Source organism: Enterobacter sp. CPE_E890, from assembly GCF_046521475.1.
Lineage (GTDB): Bacteria > Pseudomonadota > Gammaproteobacteria > Enterobacterales > Enterobacteriaceae > Enterobacter > Enterobacter adelaidei.
In genome coordinates this window covers 3,547,349-3,561,525 of sequence record NZ_JBKFZW010000001.1, presented here as the reverse complement: position 1 = coordinate 3,561,525, position 14,177 = coordinate 3,547,349, and the positions used below count along the sequence as shown (strand labels likewise).

Annotated in this window: 13 protein-coding genes; 9 read left to right on the top strand and 4 right to left on the bottom strand. The window is 56.3% G+C overall.

Features of this window, described 5'->3' with window-relative positions:
- Nucleotides 1-90: 90 nt before the first annotated feature.
- Both tkt and tal read right to left on the bottom strand, forming a co-directional pair.
- Nucleotides 91-2,079: a transketolase gene (tkt, locus tag ACLHV9_RS17550; RefSeq protein ID WP_407220880.1), complete on the bottom strand. Its 1,989-nt coding sequence runs from the start codon at nucleotides 2,077-2,079 to the stop codon at nucleotides 91-93.
- 19 nt (nucleotides 2,080-2,098) lie between these two features.
- Nucleotides 2,099-3,049 (bottom strand): transaldolase, encoded by a 951-nt coding sequence (gene tal, locus ACLHV9_RS17545; protein WP_028016155.1) that lies wholly within the window; start codon nucleotides 3,047-3,049, stop codon nucleotides 2,099-2,101.
- Between the two features lie 289 nt (nucleotides 3,050-3,338).
- Here tal and maeB point away from each other — a divergent pair, with 289 nt between their 5' ends.
- Entirely contained in the window at nucleotides 3,339-5,618 is a 2,280-nt protein-coding gene (gene maeB / locus ACLHV9_RS17540; protein WP_407220879.1) for an NADP-dependent oxaloacetate-decarboxylating malate dehydrogenase, read from the top strand.
- A 19-nt stretch (nucleotides 5,619-5,637) separates the two neighbouring features.
- Here the strand turns inward: maeB and hemF are convergent, their stop codons facing one another.
- A complete protein-coding gene (gene hemF / locus ACLHV9_RS17535) occupies nucleotides 5,638-6,537 on the bottom strand; it encodes an oxygen-dependent coproporphyrinogen oxidase (protein WP_049018208.1) in 900 nt (299 codons plus the stop codon).
- A complete protein-coding gene (gene amiA / locus ACLHV9_RS17530; protein ID WP_023308739.1) occupies nucleotides 6,537-7,412 on the bottom strand; it encodes an N-acetylmuramoyl-L-alanine amidase AmiA in 876 nt (291 codons plus the stop codon). Before amiA ends, hemF begins: the two co-directional genes overlap by 1 nt.
- 212 nt (nucleotides 7,413-7,624) lie before the next feature.
- Here amiA and ACLHV9_RS17525 point away from each other — a divergent pair, with 212 nt between their 5' ends.
- From ACLHV9_RS17525 to cysA, 8 genes are all read left to right on the top strand, one after another.
- Nucleotides 7,625-8,050, top strand: a complete 426-nt coding sequence (locus tag ACLHV9_RS17525; RefSeq protein ID WP_023308738.1) for a GNAT family acetyltransferase — start codon at nucleotides 7,625-7,627, stop codon at nucleotides 8,048-8,050.
- Nucleotides 8,037-8,486 (top strand): DUF2919 domain-containing protein, encoded by a 450-nt coding sequence (locus tag ACLHV9_RS17520; protein WP_028016158.1) that lies wholly within the window; start codon nucleotides 8,037-8,039, stop codon nucleotides 8,484-8,486. Before ACLHV9_RS17525 ends, ACLHV9_RS17520 begins: the two co-directional genes overlap by 14 nt.
- 63 nt (nucleotides 8,487-8,549) lie before the next feature.
- Entirely contained in the window at nucleotides 8,550-9,125 is a 576-nt protein-coding gene (locus ACLHV9_RS17515; RefSeq protein ID WP_108090857.1) for an RpoE-regulated lipoprotein, read from the top strand.
- A 92-nt stretch (nucleotides 9,126-9,217) separates the two neighbouring features.
- Nucleotides 9,218-10,117: a Dyp-type peroxidase gene (locus ACLHV9_RS17510; RefSeq protein ID WP_028016160.1), complete on the top strand. Its 900-nt coding sequence runs from the start codon at nucleotides 9,218-9,220 to the stop codon at nucleotides 10,115-10,117.
- 176 nt (nucleotides 10,118-10,293) lie between these two features.
- The gene (locus ACLHV9_RS17505; RefSeq protein ID WP_108090856.1) at nucleotides 10,294-11,307 is read left to right on the top strand and encodes a sulfate ABC transporter substrate-binding protein; all 1,014 of its coding nucleotides are present in this window, start codon (nucleotides 10,294-10,296) and stop codon (nucleotides 11,305-11,307) included.
- Nucleotides 11,307-12,140 carry a sulfate/thiosulfate ABC transporter permease CysT gene (gene cysT / locus ACLHV9_RS17500; RefSeq protein ID WP_028016162.1) on the top strand — a complete coding sequence of 278 codons (834 nt, stop codon included), beginning with the start codon at nucleotides 11,307-11,309 and terminating at the stop codon, nucleotides 12,138-12,140. Before ACLHV9_RS17505 ends, cysT begins: the two co-directional genes overlap by 1 nt.
- Nucleotides 12,140-13,015: a sulfate/thiosulfate ABC transporter permease CysW gene (cysW, locus tag ACLHV9_RS17495; protein ID WP_028016163.1), complete on the top strand. Its 876-nt coding sequence runs from the start codon at nucleotides 12,140-12,142 to the stop codon at nucleotides 13,013-13,015. Before cysT ends, cysW begins: the two co-directional genes overlap by 1 nt.
- Complete coding sequence (gene cysA / locus ACLHV9_RS17490) at nucleotides 13,005-14,099, top strand: sulfate/thiosulfate ABC transporter ATP-binding protein CysA (RefSeq protein WP_028016164.1); 1,095 nt, start codon at nucleotides 13,005-13,007, stop codon at nucleotides 14,097-14,099. The genes cysW and cysA overlap by 11 nt, the downstream gene beginning before the upstream one ends.
- Nucleotides 14,100-14,177: the final 78 nt, after the last annotated feature.

Genomic DNA, 14,177 nt, shown 5'->3' with positions numbered 1-14,177 from the left:
AAAAGCCGGGTGGCGGCTATGTTTTACCCGGCCTATGTTTCGGACCATGTAGGCCCGGTAAGCGTAGCGCCACCGGGCACGCAGGCCGCACTAGATCACGCTCAACGCCTTCTCAACCACGTTCTCAACGGTAAAGCCGAAATACGGGAACAGCTTATCGGCAGGCGCCGATTCACCGTATCCGTGCATCCCGACAATAGCCCCTTTCAGCCCTACGTACTTGTACCAGTAGTCGGCAATACCCGCCTCTACCGCTACGCGAGCCGCAACGTTTGATGGCAGAACCGATTCCCGGTACGCTTCATCCTGGGCGTCAAAGATATCCGTTGATGGCAATGAAACCACGCGCACCGCATGACCTTCAGCGGTCAGCTTCTCGGCGGCTTTCACCGTGATTTCCACCTCTGAACCGGTCGCAATCAGGATCACGTCCGGTTTACCGCCGCTGTCTTTCAGGATGTAGCCGCCGCGGGCGATGTTTTTCACCTGCTCCGGAGTACGCTCAATTTGCGCCAGGTTCTGGCGTGACAGGATCAGCGCTGTCGGGCCAGTATGACGTTCCACTGCCAGCTTCCAGCCGACCGCCGCTTCCACCTGATCGCACGGACGCCAGGTGCTGAAGTTCGGCGTTAAGCGCAGGCTTGCCAGCTGTTCCACCGCCTGGTGCGTTGGTCCGTCTTCTCCCAGACCAATTGAGTCATGGGTATAGACCATAATCTGTCGCGCCTTCATGAGGGCCGCCATGCGCGCCGCGTTACGGGCATACTCGACAAACATCAGGAAGGTGGCGGTGTAGGGCACGAAGCCGCCGTGATGGGCGATGCCGTTGGCAATGGCGGTCATTCCGAATTCGCGCACGCCGTAGTGAATGTAGTTCCCGGCGATGTCCTCTTTCAGCGATTTTGAGCCCGACCAGATCGTCAGGTTACTGGGTGCCAGGTCCGCTGAACCACCGAGCAGTTCGGGCAGGATAGGCCCAATGGCATTGAGCGTATTTTGAGACGCCTTACGGGTGGCGATTTTCGCCGGGTTAGCCTGCAGGTTTTCAGTCAGCGCCTGGGTTTTATCGTCCCAGTCTTCCGGCAGACCGCCGCTCATGCGGCGGGAAAACTCGGCGGCCAGATCCGGGTGCGCTTTTTTGTAAGCGGAGAACTTCTCGTTCCAGGACTGCTGTGCCTTTTCACCGGTTTCTCGGGCATCCCATGCTTTGTAGATCTCTTTTGGGATTTCAAACGGCGGGTATTTCCAGCCCAGGTTTTGTCGGGTTAACGCCACTTCCTCTTCACCCAGCGCCGCGCCGTGCGCCTCCTCTTTACCTGCTTTGTTTGGCGAGCCGAAGCCGATAACCGTGCGGCAGATAATCAGCGACGGTTTGTCCTTCACGCTCTGCGCTTCCTGAATCGCTTTTTTCACTGCCTCAGGATCGTGCCCGTCGATCTCATGTACCACGTGCCAGTGGTAGGCTTCGAAGCGTTTCGCCGTGTCGTCGGTGAACCAGCCTTTGGTTTCCCCGTCGATGGAGATGCCGTTGTGATCGTAGAAGCCAATCAGCTTGCCGAGCCCCAGCGTGCCCGCCAGGGAGCAGACCTCGTGGGAAATCCCCTCCATCAGGCAGCCGTCACCCATAAACACGTAGGTGTAATGGTCAACGATGTCATGCCCCGGCTGATTAAACTGCGCGGCCAGCGTACGCTCGGCAATCGCCAGCCCGACTGCATTCGCCAGCCCCTGACCGAGCGGTCCGGTGGTGGTCTCCACCCCTGGCGTATAGCCAATCTCCGGGTGACCCGGTGTTTTGGAGTGCAACTGGCGGAAGTTTTTCAGCTCGGAAATCGGCAGGTCGTAACCGGAAAGATGCAGCAGGCTGTAGAGCAGCATTGAGGCGTGGCCGTTAGAGAGAATAAAGCGGTCACGATCGTACCAGGTGGGGTCGTTGGGGTTGTGCTTCAGGAAGTCGTTCCACAATACTTCGGCAATATCAGCCATGCCCATAGGCGCGCCAGGGTGGCCGGAATTGGCTTTCTGCACGGCATCCATGCTGAGGGCGCGAATGGCATTGGCTAGCTCTTTACGGGACATAGTTCACTCCGTGGCAAGGTTAAAGTTTGGCGGCGAGAAGGTCTTCAAGTTTGCGCTGATCGACGGCGAACAGGCGGATACCTTCCGCCAGTTTTTCTACGGCCATGGCGTCCTGATTATGTTCCCAGCGGAACTCGGCTTCGGTCATGGCTTTCGGTTTTGGCAGGACGGTAGAGGTGGGCACCAGCTTGCGGATAACCGTCTCATCTTTGTCCTGCAGCTCTTTGAGCAGATTAGGGGAAATGGTCAGGCGGTCGCAGCCTGCCAGGGCGAGGATCTGCTCGGTACGGCGGAAGCTGGCACCCATCACGATAGTGTCGTAGCGGTGCTGTTTAAAGTAATCATAGATATTACGAACCGATTTCACGCCCGGATCCTCATCGACCACGTACGGATCCATCGGCTGTTTTGCCTGATACCAGTCGTAGATGCGTCCGACAAATGGCGAGACGAGGAACACCCCCGCTTCGGCACAGGCGCGTGCCTGAGCAAACGAGAACAGCAGCGTCAGGTTGCAGTGGATACCCTCTTTTTCCAGCACTTCCGCCGCACGAATGCCTTCCCACGTCGACGCCAGTTTGATCAGGATGCGAGATTTATCGATCCCCTGTTCCTGGTAGAGTTCAACCAGACGGCGAGCCTTGTGAATACTCTTTTCTTTATCGAAAGAGAGGCGGGCGTCGACTTCGGTCGAGACGCGTCCGGGGATGCTTTTCAGAATTTCTGCACCAAAATTAACGGCCAGCTTGTCGCTGGCTTCGGTGACCTGCTGCTCCTGGGTTTTCCCGCGCTGTTTACCGTAGGCAATGGCGTCATCAATCAGATGACTAAAATGCGCAAGCCCGGCGGCTTTAAGCAGTAGCGACGGGTTAGTGGTCGCATCCTCCGGCTGATAGTGGCGAATCGACTCGATATCGCCGCTGTCTGCAACCACGGTGGTGAATTGTTTGATGCCGTCTAACTGATTCATAAATAATTACTCCTTGAAAATAAAAGAGTTAGATGAGTGCGTTAGTTCACACTTCTGGAAAAATCATGATGGACTTAACAAAAAAGCATAGCAGACGGGGGCGGCATTGCTTTTGAGACGGGTAACATGGCTGTTATAAATTGATAACAATTTTTAATGTGTGATGGTGAGAGTTTGGCAGCCTTCAAAGTTTATGTGGCGGCCTGCGGCGATACTAGGCGGCACACCAGGGTGTGCAACAGGATCGCTTACGTCACCCTTTTGACCGATACGTGAAAGGAAAAAGAAGATGGATGAGCAGTTAAAACAGAGTGCCCTCGATTTTCACGAGTTCCCTGTCCCGGGTAAAATCCAGGTTTCCCCCACGAAGCCACTGGCAACGCAGCGCGATCTGGCGCTGGCCTATTCGCCAGGCGTTGCTGCACCGTGTCTGGAAATCGAAAAAGATCCGCTGGCTGCCTACAAATATACCGCGCGTGGCAACCTTGTTGCCGTTATCTCTAACGGCACGGCGGTATTAGGTCTTGGCAACATTGGTGCGCTGGCGGGTAAACCCGTGATGGAAGGGAAGGGTGTTCTTTTCAAGAAATTCGCCGGTATCGACGTATTTGATATCGAGGTGGATGAACTCGATCCCGATAAATTCATCAACGTGGTGGCTGCGCTGGAGCCGACCTTCGGCGGTATCAACCTGGAAGACATCAAAGCGCCGGAATGTTTCTATATCGAGCAGAAACTGCGCGAGCGTATGAACATTCCCGTGTTCCATGATGACCAGCACGGCACTGCGATTATCAGTACCGCTGCGATTCTGAACGGTTTGCGCGTGGTGGAGAAAAATCTCTCTGACGTGCGCATGGTAGTTTCCGGTGCGGGAGCTGCGGCCATCGCCTGTATGAACCTGCTGGTGGCGCTGGGTATGCAGAAGCACAACATTGTGGTCTGTGATTCCAAAGGCGTTATCTACAAAGGCCGCGAGCCAAACATGGCGGAAACCAAAGCGGCGTATGCGGTTGAAGACGACGGTAAACGCACTCTGGAGGATGTCATTGATGGTGCGGATATCTTCCTTGGCTGTTCAGGCCCGAAAGTGCTGACCCAGGATATGGTGAAGAAGATGGCGCGCGCGCCAATGATCCTGGCCCTGGCTAACCCGGAACCGGAAATTTTGCCGCCGCTGGCAAAAGCGGTGCGTGAAGACGCCATTATCTGTACCGGCCGTTCCGACTACCCTAACCAGGTGAACAACGTGCTCTGCTTCCCGTTCATCTTCCGTGGGGCGCTGGACGTCGGCGCGACGGCGATTAACGAAGAGATGAAGCTTGCTGCCGTTCACGCTATCGCGGAGCTGGCGCACGCCGAGCAAAGTGAAGTGGTTGCCTCCGCCTATGGCGACCAGGATCTGAGCTTTGGCCCGGATTACATCATTCCAAAACCATTTGACCCGCGTCTGATTGTTAAAATTGCCCCAGCGGTAGCCAAAGCGGCGATGGATTCTGGCGTGGCGACACGCCCGATTCAGGATTTCGATGCCTACGTCGATAAACTCACCGAGTTTGTCTACAAAACCAACCTGTTCATGAAGCCGATCTTCTCTCAGGCGCGCGCCGACGCGAAGCGCGTGGTGCTGGCGGAAGGGGAAGAGGCGCGCGTGCTGCACGCCACCCAGGAGCTGATCACCTTAGGTCTGGCGAAGCCGATCCTGATTGGTCGTCCGAGCGTTATCGAGATGCGTATCCAGAAACTGGGCCTGCAGATTAAGCCGGGCATCGACTTCGAGATCGTCAACAACGAATCCGATCCGCGTTTCAAAGAGTACTGGAGCGAATACTACGCGATCATGAAACGTCGCGGGATCACCCAGGAACAGGCGCAGAAAGCGGTGATCAGCAACACGACGGTGATCGGCGCGATCATGGTCCATCGTGGTGAAGCCGATGCGTTGATCTGCGGTACCATTGGTGACTACCACGAACACTTCAGCGTGGTGCAGGAGATCTTCGGCTATCGCGATGGCGTTCATACCGCCGGGGCGATGAATGCGCTGCTGCTGCCAAGCGGCAACACCTTTATTGCCGACACCTACGTTAACGATGACCCAACCCCGGATGAACTGGCGGAAATCACCGTGATGGCGGCGGAAACCGTGCGTCGCTTTGGTATTGAGCCGAAGGTGGCACTGCTGTCGCACTCTAACTTTGGTTCGTCCAAATCTGCGGCGGCCTGCAAAATGCGTCAGACGCTGGAGCTGGTGCGCGAGCGTGCACCGGAGCTGATGATTGACGGGGAAATGCACGGCGATGCCGCGCTGGTGGAGAGCATCCGTAACGAACGTATGCCGGACAGTCCGCTGAAAGGATCGGCGAACATATTGATTATGCCGAACGTGGAAGCGGCGCGTATCAGCTACAACCTGCTACGCGTCTCCAGCTCTGAAGGGGTGACCGTAGGGCCAGTACTGATGGGGGTGGCGAAACCGGTGCATGTGTTAACACCGATTGCCTCCGTGCGTCGTATCGTGAATATGGTGGCGCTGGCGGTGGTTGAGGCGCAGACGCAGCCTCTTTAATCGCAGCGCCATCCGGCAGTTACACCCAGTCCCGAACCTGAATAAACTCACGCAAGGCAGCCTCCGGGCTGCCTTCTTTTGGTTCGTAGCAGTACTCCCAGCGCACCAGCGGCGGCATCGACATCAGAATCGACTCCGTGCGCCCGCCGGTCTGCAGGCCGAACAGCGTCCCGCGATCCCACACCAGGTTGAATTCCACATAGCGCCCGCGGCGATAGAGCTGGAACTCGCGTTCGCGCACGCCATAGTCGGTATTTTTACGGCGCTCGACAATCGGCAGATAGGCGTCGGTATAACCTTCGCCCACGGCGCGCATAAAGCTGAACGCGGTATCAAAATCAGGGGTATTGAGATCGTCAAAGAACAGCCCGCCAATGCCGCGCTGCTCGTCGCGGTGCTTCAGATAAAAGTAGTCATCGCACCACTTTTTAAATTTCGGGTAGATCTCTTCGCCAAACGGCAGACAAAGGTCTCGCGCGGTGGTGTGCCAGTGCACGGCGTCCTCTTCGAAGCCGTAGTAGGGCGTGAGGTCGAAACCGCCGCCAAACCACCAGACCGGATCGGCCCCTGGTTTTTCCGCAATGAAAAAGCGCACATTGGCGTGGCTGGTGGGCACAAACGGGTTGTGCGGATGCACCACCAGTGAGACGCCCATCGCTTCAAAACTGCGGCCTGCCAGTTCAGGACGATGTGCGGTCGCAGATGCGGGCATCGCGTCGCCGTGAACGTGGGAGAAATTGACGCCCGCCTGTTCAAAGATGCCGCCGTTACGCAGCACCCGACTGCGCCCACCGCCACCGGCCTCGCGCTGCCAGTTATCTTCCTGAAATTCACCGCCGTCTGCGGCGGCCAGTTTCTGGCAAATCTCATCCTGCAGCTGTAGCAGGAAGGTTTTGACCAGTTGAGCATCGGGTTTCATCAACGTTTCCTGGAGTGCGCTTTTTGGTTATCGAACCAGTTGAAGTAGCTAATAATGCCGGAGGCGATGGCGTTGGCGATCTTCTGACGAAACGCCGTGGTGCCGAGGAGTCGCTCTTCTTCCGGGTTGGTAATGAAGGAGGTTTCCACCAGCACGGACGGGATGGACGGTGATTTCAGCACCACGAACGCCGCCTGCTCGGTGCCTTTACTGTGCAGACGATGCACCGGCTTAATCTTCTTCAGAATATGCGAGCCGAGCGTCAGGCTGTTTTTGATCGTATCCGTCTGCACGAGGTCGAACAGCACCTGCTGTAGCAGGTGGTCTTTATCGGTGGCTTTCTTCCCTGCGACTTCATCTGCCCGGTTTTCGCGATCGGAGAGATATTTCGCCATGGCGCTACTGGCGCCACGGTTAGAAAGCGCAAACACCGAGGCGCCTGCCGCAGAAGGGTTGGTAAAGCCGTCGGCGTGAATCGACATAAACAGATCCGCACCGTGCTGATGGGCGATCTCCACGCGGTCATACAGAGGAATGAAGGTGTCACCGGAACGCGTCAGGCGTGCGTCAATGCCGTTACTGCGTAAAATCGCGCGCACATTTTTTGCAATCGCGAGCACGACGTGTTTTTCTTTCGAACCGTTTTTGCCGATGGCGCCGGTATCAATCCCGCCATGGCCCGGGTCAAGCATCACCAGACGCTTCGCGCCCGGCTTTTTGGTCTTCGGTTTACTGTGTCCGTTACTGGTTTTGAGCGTGCTCTCGTCTTTTGCCTGAGCCTGCTTTGCGATGCCCGTTAACGTTAAGGCCGCCAGCCCCGCTTTGAGAACCTGACGACGCGATGTGAGTGCTTTTAATGGTTTGAATGTGCTCATGCGGCCTGAATTGTAAAAATTGGAGTCCTGGTGTTATATCGTATCGTGATTAGCGTTACGACAGTCCTTATTGGCAATTGTTTTACTTTTCATTTCAATACGTGACAAAGTGACATTATGCCAAATTTTGGTGAGATTTTCCCCGGTTATTGGCTAAACGAGAGGTTCACGCCATAATCACTGTTTTTAAACCCGAAAAGGCGGTTAATACCATGGAGATACGCGTTTTTCGCCAGGAAGATTTCGAAGAGGTGATCACCCTTTGGGAGCGCTGCGATCTGCTGCGTCCGTGGAACGATCCGGAAATGGATATCGAGCGGAAGGTGAATCACGATGTCAGTCTGTTTCTGGTCGCGGAAGTGAACGGCGAGGTGGTGGGGACGGTAATGGGCGGTTACGACGGTCATCGCGGGTCGGCCTATTATCTGGGCGTGCACCCTGAGTACCGTGGTCGTGGCATCGCCAATGCATTGCTTAATCGTCTTGAGAAAAAGCTCATTGCCCGCGGTTGCCCGAAAATTCAGATCATGGTGCGGGAAGATAACGACGTCGTACTGGGCATGTATGAGCGTCTGGGCTATGAGCATTCTGACGTCTTGAGTTTAGGAAAACGTCTGATCGAAGATGAAGAGTACTGAGATCCATCCGGCAGATTATGACGCGCAGGGTCGCGTCAGGTTGCCCTTTTTATTCTGGTGCGTTCTGCTGCTCCAGGCCCGCACCTGGGTGCTGTTTGTGATGGCCGGCGCGTCGCGCGGGCAGGGCGACACGCTGCTAAACCTTTTTTACCCCGATCACGATGCGTTCTGGCTTGGCTTACTGCCGGGCGTACCAGCGGTAGTGGCTTTTTTGTGCAGCGGACGACGGCATACGCTCCCTCGTTTGTGGCGCGCGCTTCGCTGGCTATTGATCTTTGCCCAGATCGTGCTGCTCTGCTGGCAACCGGTACTCTGGTGGTACGGTGAACCGCTTACGGGTATCGGCGTTGCGCTGGTAGTTGCCGATATTGTGGCGCTGCTGTGGCTGCTGACCAACCCGCGTCTTCGCGCCTGTTTTACGCATCAGGATGATTAATACGGCACTTTTTGCCGATGTCGCACTCCAACAAGCGTTGATTTAACAAGTAAGGACGTTTCAATGAAATCGCTGCGTTTACTTTTATGCGCTCTACCGCTGGCGTTAACCGGGTGTTCAACGCTCTCATCCATTAACTGGTCCGCTGCGTATCCGTGGAACTGGTTTGGCTCATCAACGGAAGTGACCGAGCAGGGCGTAGGAAAAATTACCGCCGCAACGGCGCTGGACCAGAATGCTATTCAGGATGCGCTCAGCAGCGATTACCGCCTGCGCAGCGGCATGAAAACGGAGAATGGCAATATTGTTCGCTATTACGAAGCGCTGAAGGGTGACAAGCTGGCGCTGGTGATTAACGGTGATAAAGGCACAGTGAACCGCATTGCGGTGCTGGATGACGCTATTCCCACGGCAAGTGGGGTGAAGGTCGGTACACCGTTTAGCGATCTCTATAAACAGGCCTTCGGCAACTGTGCAAACGCCTCTTCTGACGATGGCGTGGCTGTGGAATGTAAAGCTGAGGGTAGCCAGCACATCAGTTACGTCTTCACTGGTACCTGGAGCGGTCCGGAAGGATTGATGCCGTCTGACGACACGCTGAAGAGCTGGAAAGTGAGCAAAATACTCTGGAAGCAGTAATTTGCGCCGGAACAAACCGCCTCGCTGAAATCAGGGTATAATAGCCGCCATCAATGCCACGCTGACGTGGCATCTTTATTTCAGGAGGAGCGATGTCTCAGGTTCAGAGTGGCATTTTGCCAGAACACTGCCGCGCGGCGATTTGGATTGAAGCCAATGTTAAAGGGGACGTGGATGCCCTGCGTGCGGCCAGTAAAGTATTCGTCGATAAACTGACTACCTTCCAGGCCAAATTCCCGGATGCCCACCTCGGTGCCGTTGTCGCCTTTGGCAACAACGTCTGGCGTCAGTTGAGCGGTGGCGAAGGGGCTGAGGAGCTGAAGGACTTTATCCCTTACGGCAAAGGTCTTGCGCCAGCGACACAATACGACGTGCTGATCCACATTCTCTCTTTACGTCATGATGTGAATTTCTCGGTTGCCCAGGCGGCGGTCGCGGCGTTTGGCGACAGCATTGAGGTACAGGAAGAAGTTCATGGCTTCCGTTGGGTGGAAGAGCGCGATCTGAGCGGTTTTGTCGACGGTACTGAAAATCCGGCAGGTGAAGAGACGCGTCGTGACGTTGCGGTGATCAAAGACGGTGTGGACGCGGGTGGCAGCTATGTGTTCGTCCAGCGCTGGGAGCACAACCTCAAGCAGCTTAACCGCATGAGCGTGCACGACCAGGAGATGATGATCGGCCGTACCAAAGAAGCCAACGAAGAGATTGACGGCGACGAGCGTCCTGCTACCTCTCACCTGACCCGCGTTGACCTCAAAGAAGATGGCAAAGGTCTGAAAATTGTTCGCCAGAGCCTGCCGTATGGCACGGCAAGCGGCACACACGGCCTTTACTTCTGCGCGTACTGCGCGCGCCTGCATAATATTGAACAGCAGCTGCTGAGCATGTTCGGCGATACCGACGGCAAGCGTGACGCCATGCTGCGTTTCACCAAACCGGTGACCGGCGGCTACTACTTCGCGCCGTCCGTTGAGCGTCTGCTGGCGCTGTAAAACCGCTCTCCACGCGTAGGCCGGGTAAGCGTTAGCGCCACCCGGCAATTTCTCCCGCACCCTTATTCCCTTTTCTGCTTCCAAATCACCAAACGGTATATAAAACCGTTACTCCTTTCGTCCTCGTTATAAATATTATGACTATAAGATAGTCATCACATTTATAAGGGTGCGCAATGGCCGTTACTGTACTGAAAAAAGGAACTCTGGCGCTGGCAGGTTTACTGCTGGTGGCACAGGCGCAGGCGACTGAACTGTTAAACAGTTCGTATGACGTCTCCCGCGAGCTGTTTGCCGCCCTTAATCCACCGTTTGAACAGCAGTGGGCGAAAGAAAACAATGGCGATAAGCTGACCATCAAGCAGTCTCACGCCGGTTCGTCCAAGCAGGCGCTGGCGATCCTCCAGGGGCTGAAAGCGGATGTGGTGACCTACAACCAGGTCACTGACGTGCAGATCCTGCACGACAAGGGCAAGCTGATCCCGGCGGACTGGCAGAGCCGTTTGCCGAACAACAGCTCGCCGTTCTACTCCACCATGGGCTTCCTGGTGCGCAAGGGCAACCCGAAAAATATTCACGACTGGAGCGACCTGGTGCGTTCTGACGTGAAGCTGATTTTCCCAAACCCGAAAACCTCCGGCAATGCGCGTTACACCTATCTGGCGGCGTGGGGCGCAGCGGACAAAGCTGACGGTAACGATAAAGCCAAAACCGAGCAGTTCATGACCCAGTTCCTGAAAAACGTCGAAGTGTTTGATACCGGCGGTCGTGGCGCGACCACCACCTTCGCGGAACGCGGTCTGGGCGATGTGCTGATTAGCTTTGAATCGGAAGTGAACAACATCCGTAAGCAGTACGAAGCGCAGGGCTTTGAAGTTGTTATCCCGAAAACCAACATCCTGGCCGAGTTCCCGGTGGCATGGGTGGATAAAAACGTTGCAGCCAACGGTACAGAGAAAGCGGCGAAAGCCTACCTCAACTATCTGTACAGCCCGCAGGCGCAGACCGTTATCACTGATTATTACTACCGTGTGAATAACCCGGAAGTGATGAACAAACTGAAGGACAAATTCCCGCAGACCGAGCTGTTCCGCGTGGAAGACCATTTTGGCTCCTGGCCTGATGTGATGAAAACGCATTTTGCCAGCGGCGGTGAGTTAGATAAATTGCTGGCGGCGGGGCGTAAGTAATGTTTGCAGTTTCCTCCAGACGTGTGCTGCCTGGCTTTACCTTAAGCCTCGGGACCAGCCTGCTGTTCGTCTGTCTGATTTTGCTGTTACCGCTCAGCGCGCTGGTAATGCAGCTTGCTCAGATGAGCTGGGCGCAGTACTGGGACGTGGTCACCAACCCGCAAGTGGTAGCGGCCTATAAAGTGACGTTGCTGTCGGCATTTGTCGCCTCCATTTTTAACGGCGTGTTTGGCCTGCTGATGGCGTGGATCTTAACCCGCTACCGTTTTCCGGGCCGTACGTTGCTCGACGCGTTAATGGATTTACCGTTTGCGCTGCCGACGGCGGTGGCGGGCTTAACCCTTGCGTCGCTCTTCTCCGTGAACGGGCTGTACGGCGAGTGGCTGGCGAAATTTGACATCAAAGTGACCTACACCTGGCTCGGTATCGCAGTGGCGATGGCCTTTACCAGCATCCCGTTTGTGGTGCGTACCGTGCAGCCGGTACTGGAAGAGTTAGGTCCGGAATACGAAGAAGCGGCGGAAACGCTGGGCGCCACGCGCTGGCAGAGCTTCCGCAAGGTGGTTCTGCCGGAGCTGTCTCCGGCGCTGATGGCGGGTGTCGCGCTGTCGTTTACCCGCAGCCTCGGTGAGTTCGGCGCGGTGATTTTTATCGCCGGGAACATTGCCTGGAAAACAGAAGTCACCTCGCTGATGATTTTCATCCGTTTGCAGGAGTTTGATTATCCGGCGGCGAGCGCTATTGCCTCGGTTATCCTGGCGGCCTCGCTGCTGCTGCTGTACTCGATTAACACTCTGCAAAGTCGCTTTGGTCGACGTGTGGTAGGTCACTGATGGCGGAAGTTACGCAATTGAAGCGATACGATGCACCCCGCATCAACTGGGGTAAATGGTTTCTGATTGGGGCGGGGGTGCTGGTTTCCGCCCTCATTCTCGTCGTGCCGACGATTTATATTTTCGTTCAGGCGTTCAGTAAGGGCCTGATGCCCGCACTGGAAAACCTGGCGAACCCGGATATGCTGCACGCCATCTGGCTGACCGTGCTGATTGCCCTGATCACCGTGCCGGTGAACCTCGTGTTCGGTACCCTGCTGGCGTGGCTGGTGACGCGCTTTAACTTCCCGGGACGTCAGCTGCTGTTGACCCTGCTGGACATTCCTTTCGCCGTGTCGCCGGTGGTGGCGGGTCTGGTGTACCTGCTCTTTTACGGCTCCAACGGCCCGTTGGGCGGCTGGCTGGATGAGCATAACCTGCAGATCATGTTCGCCTGGCCGGGCATGGTGCTGGTCACCATCTTCGTGACCTGTCCGTTTGTGGTGCGTGAACTGGTGCCGGTGATGTTGAGCCAGGGGAGCAACGAAGACGAAGCGGCGGTGCTGCTGGGCGCGTCAGGCTGGCAGATGTTCCGTCGCGTGACGCTACCGAATATCCGCTGGGCGCTGCTTTACGGCGTGGTGCTGACCAACGCCCGCGCGATTGGTGAGTTCGGCGCCGTTTCCGTCGTCTCCGGTTCTATTCGCGGTGAAACGCTGTCGCTGCCGCTACAGATTGAGCTGCTGCAGCAGGACTACAACACCATCGGTTCGTTTACTGCCGCAGCGTTGCTGACGCTGATGGCTATTTTGACCCTGTTTTTGAAGAGTGTGGTGCAGTGGCGTTTAGAAAATCAGGAAAAACGTCAGCATCAGGAGGGAAATCATGAGCATTGAGATTGCCAATATTAAGAAGTCTTTTGGTCGCACCCAGGTGCTGAATGATATCTCGCTGGATATCCCTTCCGGACAAATGGTGGCGCTGCTGGGGCCGTCTGGTTCGGGTAAAACCACGCTGCTGCGTATTATCGCCGGGCTTGAGCATCAGACCAGCGGGCATATCCGCTTCCACGGTACCGACGTGAGCCGCCTGCACGCCCGCGACCGTAAGGTAGGTTTTGTGTTCCAGCACTACGCGTTGTTCCGCCACATGACCGTATTCGATAACATCGCATTTGGCCTGACCGTGCTGCCGCGTCGCGAGCGCCCGGATGCGGCAACCATTAAAGCGAAAGTGACCAAACTGCTGGAGATGGTGCAGTTGGCCCATCTTGCGGACCGTTTCCCGGCCCAGCTGTCCGGTGGTCAGAAGCAGCGCGTTGCACTGGCACGTGCGCTGGCCGTTGAGCCGCAAATTCTTCTGTTGGATGAGCCGTTCGGTGCGCTGGATGCGCAGGTGCGAAAAGAGCTGCGTCGCTGGCTGCGTCAGCTTCATGAAGAGCTTAAATTTACCAGCGTCTTCGTGACCCACGATCAGGAAGAGGCGATGGAAGTCGCGGACCGTGTGGTGGTCATGAGCCAGGGTAATATTGAGCAGGTTGACGAGCCGGAGCAGCTCTGGCGTGAACCGGCGACCCGCTTCGTGCTGGAGTTTATGGGCGAGGTAAACCGTCTTCAGGGCACCATTCGCGGCGGTCAGTTCCACGTGGGCGCGCACCGCTGGCCGCTGGGATATACCTCTGCGCATCAGGGGCCGGTCGACCTGTTCCTGCGTCCGTGGGAAGTGGATGTGAGCCGTCGCACCAGCCTTGACTCACCGCTGCCGGTGCAGGTGCTGGAAGCGAGCCCTAAAGGGCACTACACCCAACTGGTGGTACAACCGCTGGGCTGGTATACCGAGCCGCTGACCGTGGTCATGCGCGATGAGGAGCCACCGCACCGGGGAGAACGCCTGTTTGTCGGTCTGCAGCATGCGCGTATTTATCACGGGAAGGAACGTATTGAGACGCGCGAGGATATTGCTCTGGCGGAGTCAGCCTGATAGGTTAGTAGGATGTTTATCGCCCGGTGGCGCTGTGCTGACCGGGCCTACAGTTATCACTGTGTCTTGTAGGCCGGG

Bases quoted from the DNA above. Each gene is read 5' to 3' on its own strand.
- cysA (WP_028016164.1), top strand. From the start codon at position 13,005: ATGAGCATTGAGATTGCCAATATTAAGAAGTCTTTTGGTCGCACCCAG.
- amiA (WP_023308739.1), bottom strand. From the start codon at position 7,412: ATGAGCACATTCAAACCATTAAAAGCACTCACATCGCGTCGTCAGGTT.
- ACLHV9_RS17505 (WP_108090856.1), top strand. From the start codon at position 10,294: ATGGCCGTTACTGTACTGAAAAAAGGAACTCTGGCGCTGGCAGGTTTA.
- tkt (WP_407220880.1), bottom strand. From the start codon at position 2,079: ATGTCCCGTAAAGAGCTAGCCAATGCCATTCGCGCCCTCAGCATGGAT.
- maeB (WP_407220879.1), top strand. From the start codon at position 3,339: ATGGATGAGCAGTTAAAACAGAGTGCCCTCGATTTTCACGAGTTCCCT.
- ACLHV9_RS17515 (WP_108090857.1), top strand. From the start codon at position 8,550: ATGAAATCGCTGCGTTTACTTTTATGCGCTCTACCGCTGGCGTTAACC.
- ACLHV9_RS17510 (WP_028016160.1), top strand. From the start codon at position 9,218: ATGTCTCAGGTTCAGAGTGGCATTTTGCCAGAACACTGCCGCGCGGCG.
- tal (WP_028016155.1), bottom strand. From the start codon at position 3,049: ATGAATCAGTTAGACGGCATCAAACAATTCACCACCGTGGTTGCAGAC.
- ACLHV9_RS17525 (WP_023308738.1), top strand. From the start codon at position 7,625: ATGGAGATACGCGTTTTTCGCCAGGAAGATTTCGAAGAGGTGATCACC.
- hemF (WP_049018208.1), bottom strand. From the start codon at position 6,537: ATGAAACCCGATGCTCAACTGGTCAAAACCTTCCTGCTACAGCTGCAG.
- ACLHV9_RS17520 (WP_028016158.1), top strand. From the start codon at position 8,037: ATGAAGAGTACTGAGATCCATCCGGCAGATTATGACGCGCAGGGTCGC.
- cysW (WP_028016163.1), top strand. From the start codon at position 12,140: ATGGCGGAAGTTACGCAATTGAAGCGATACGATGCACCCCGCATCAAC.
- cysT (WP_028016162.1), top strand. From the start codon at position 11,307: ATGTTTGCAGTTTCCTCCAGACGTGTGCTGCCTGGCTTTACCTTAAGC.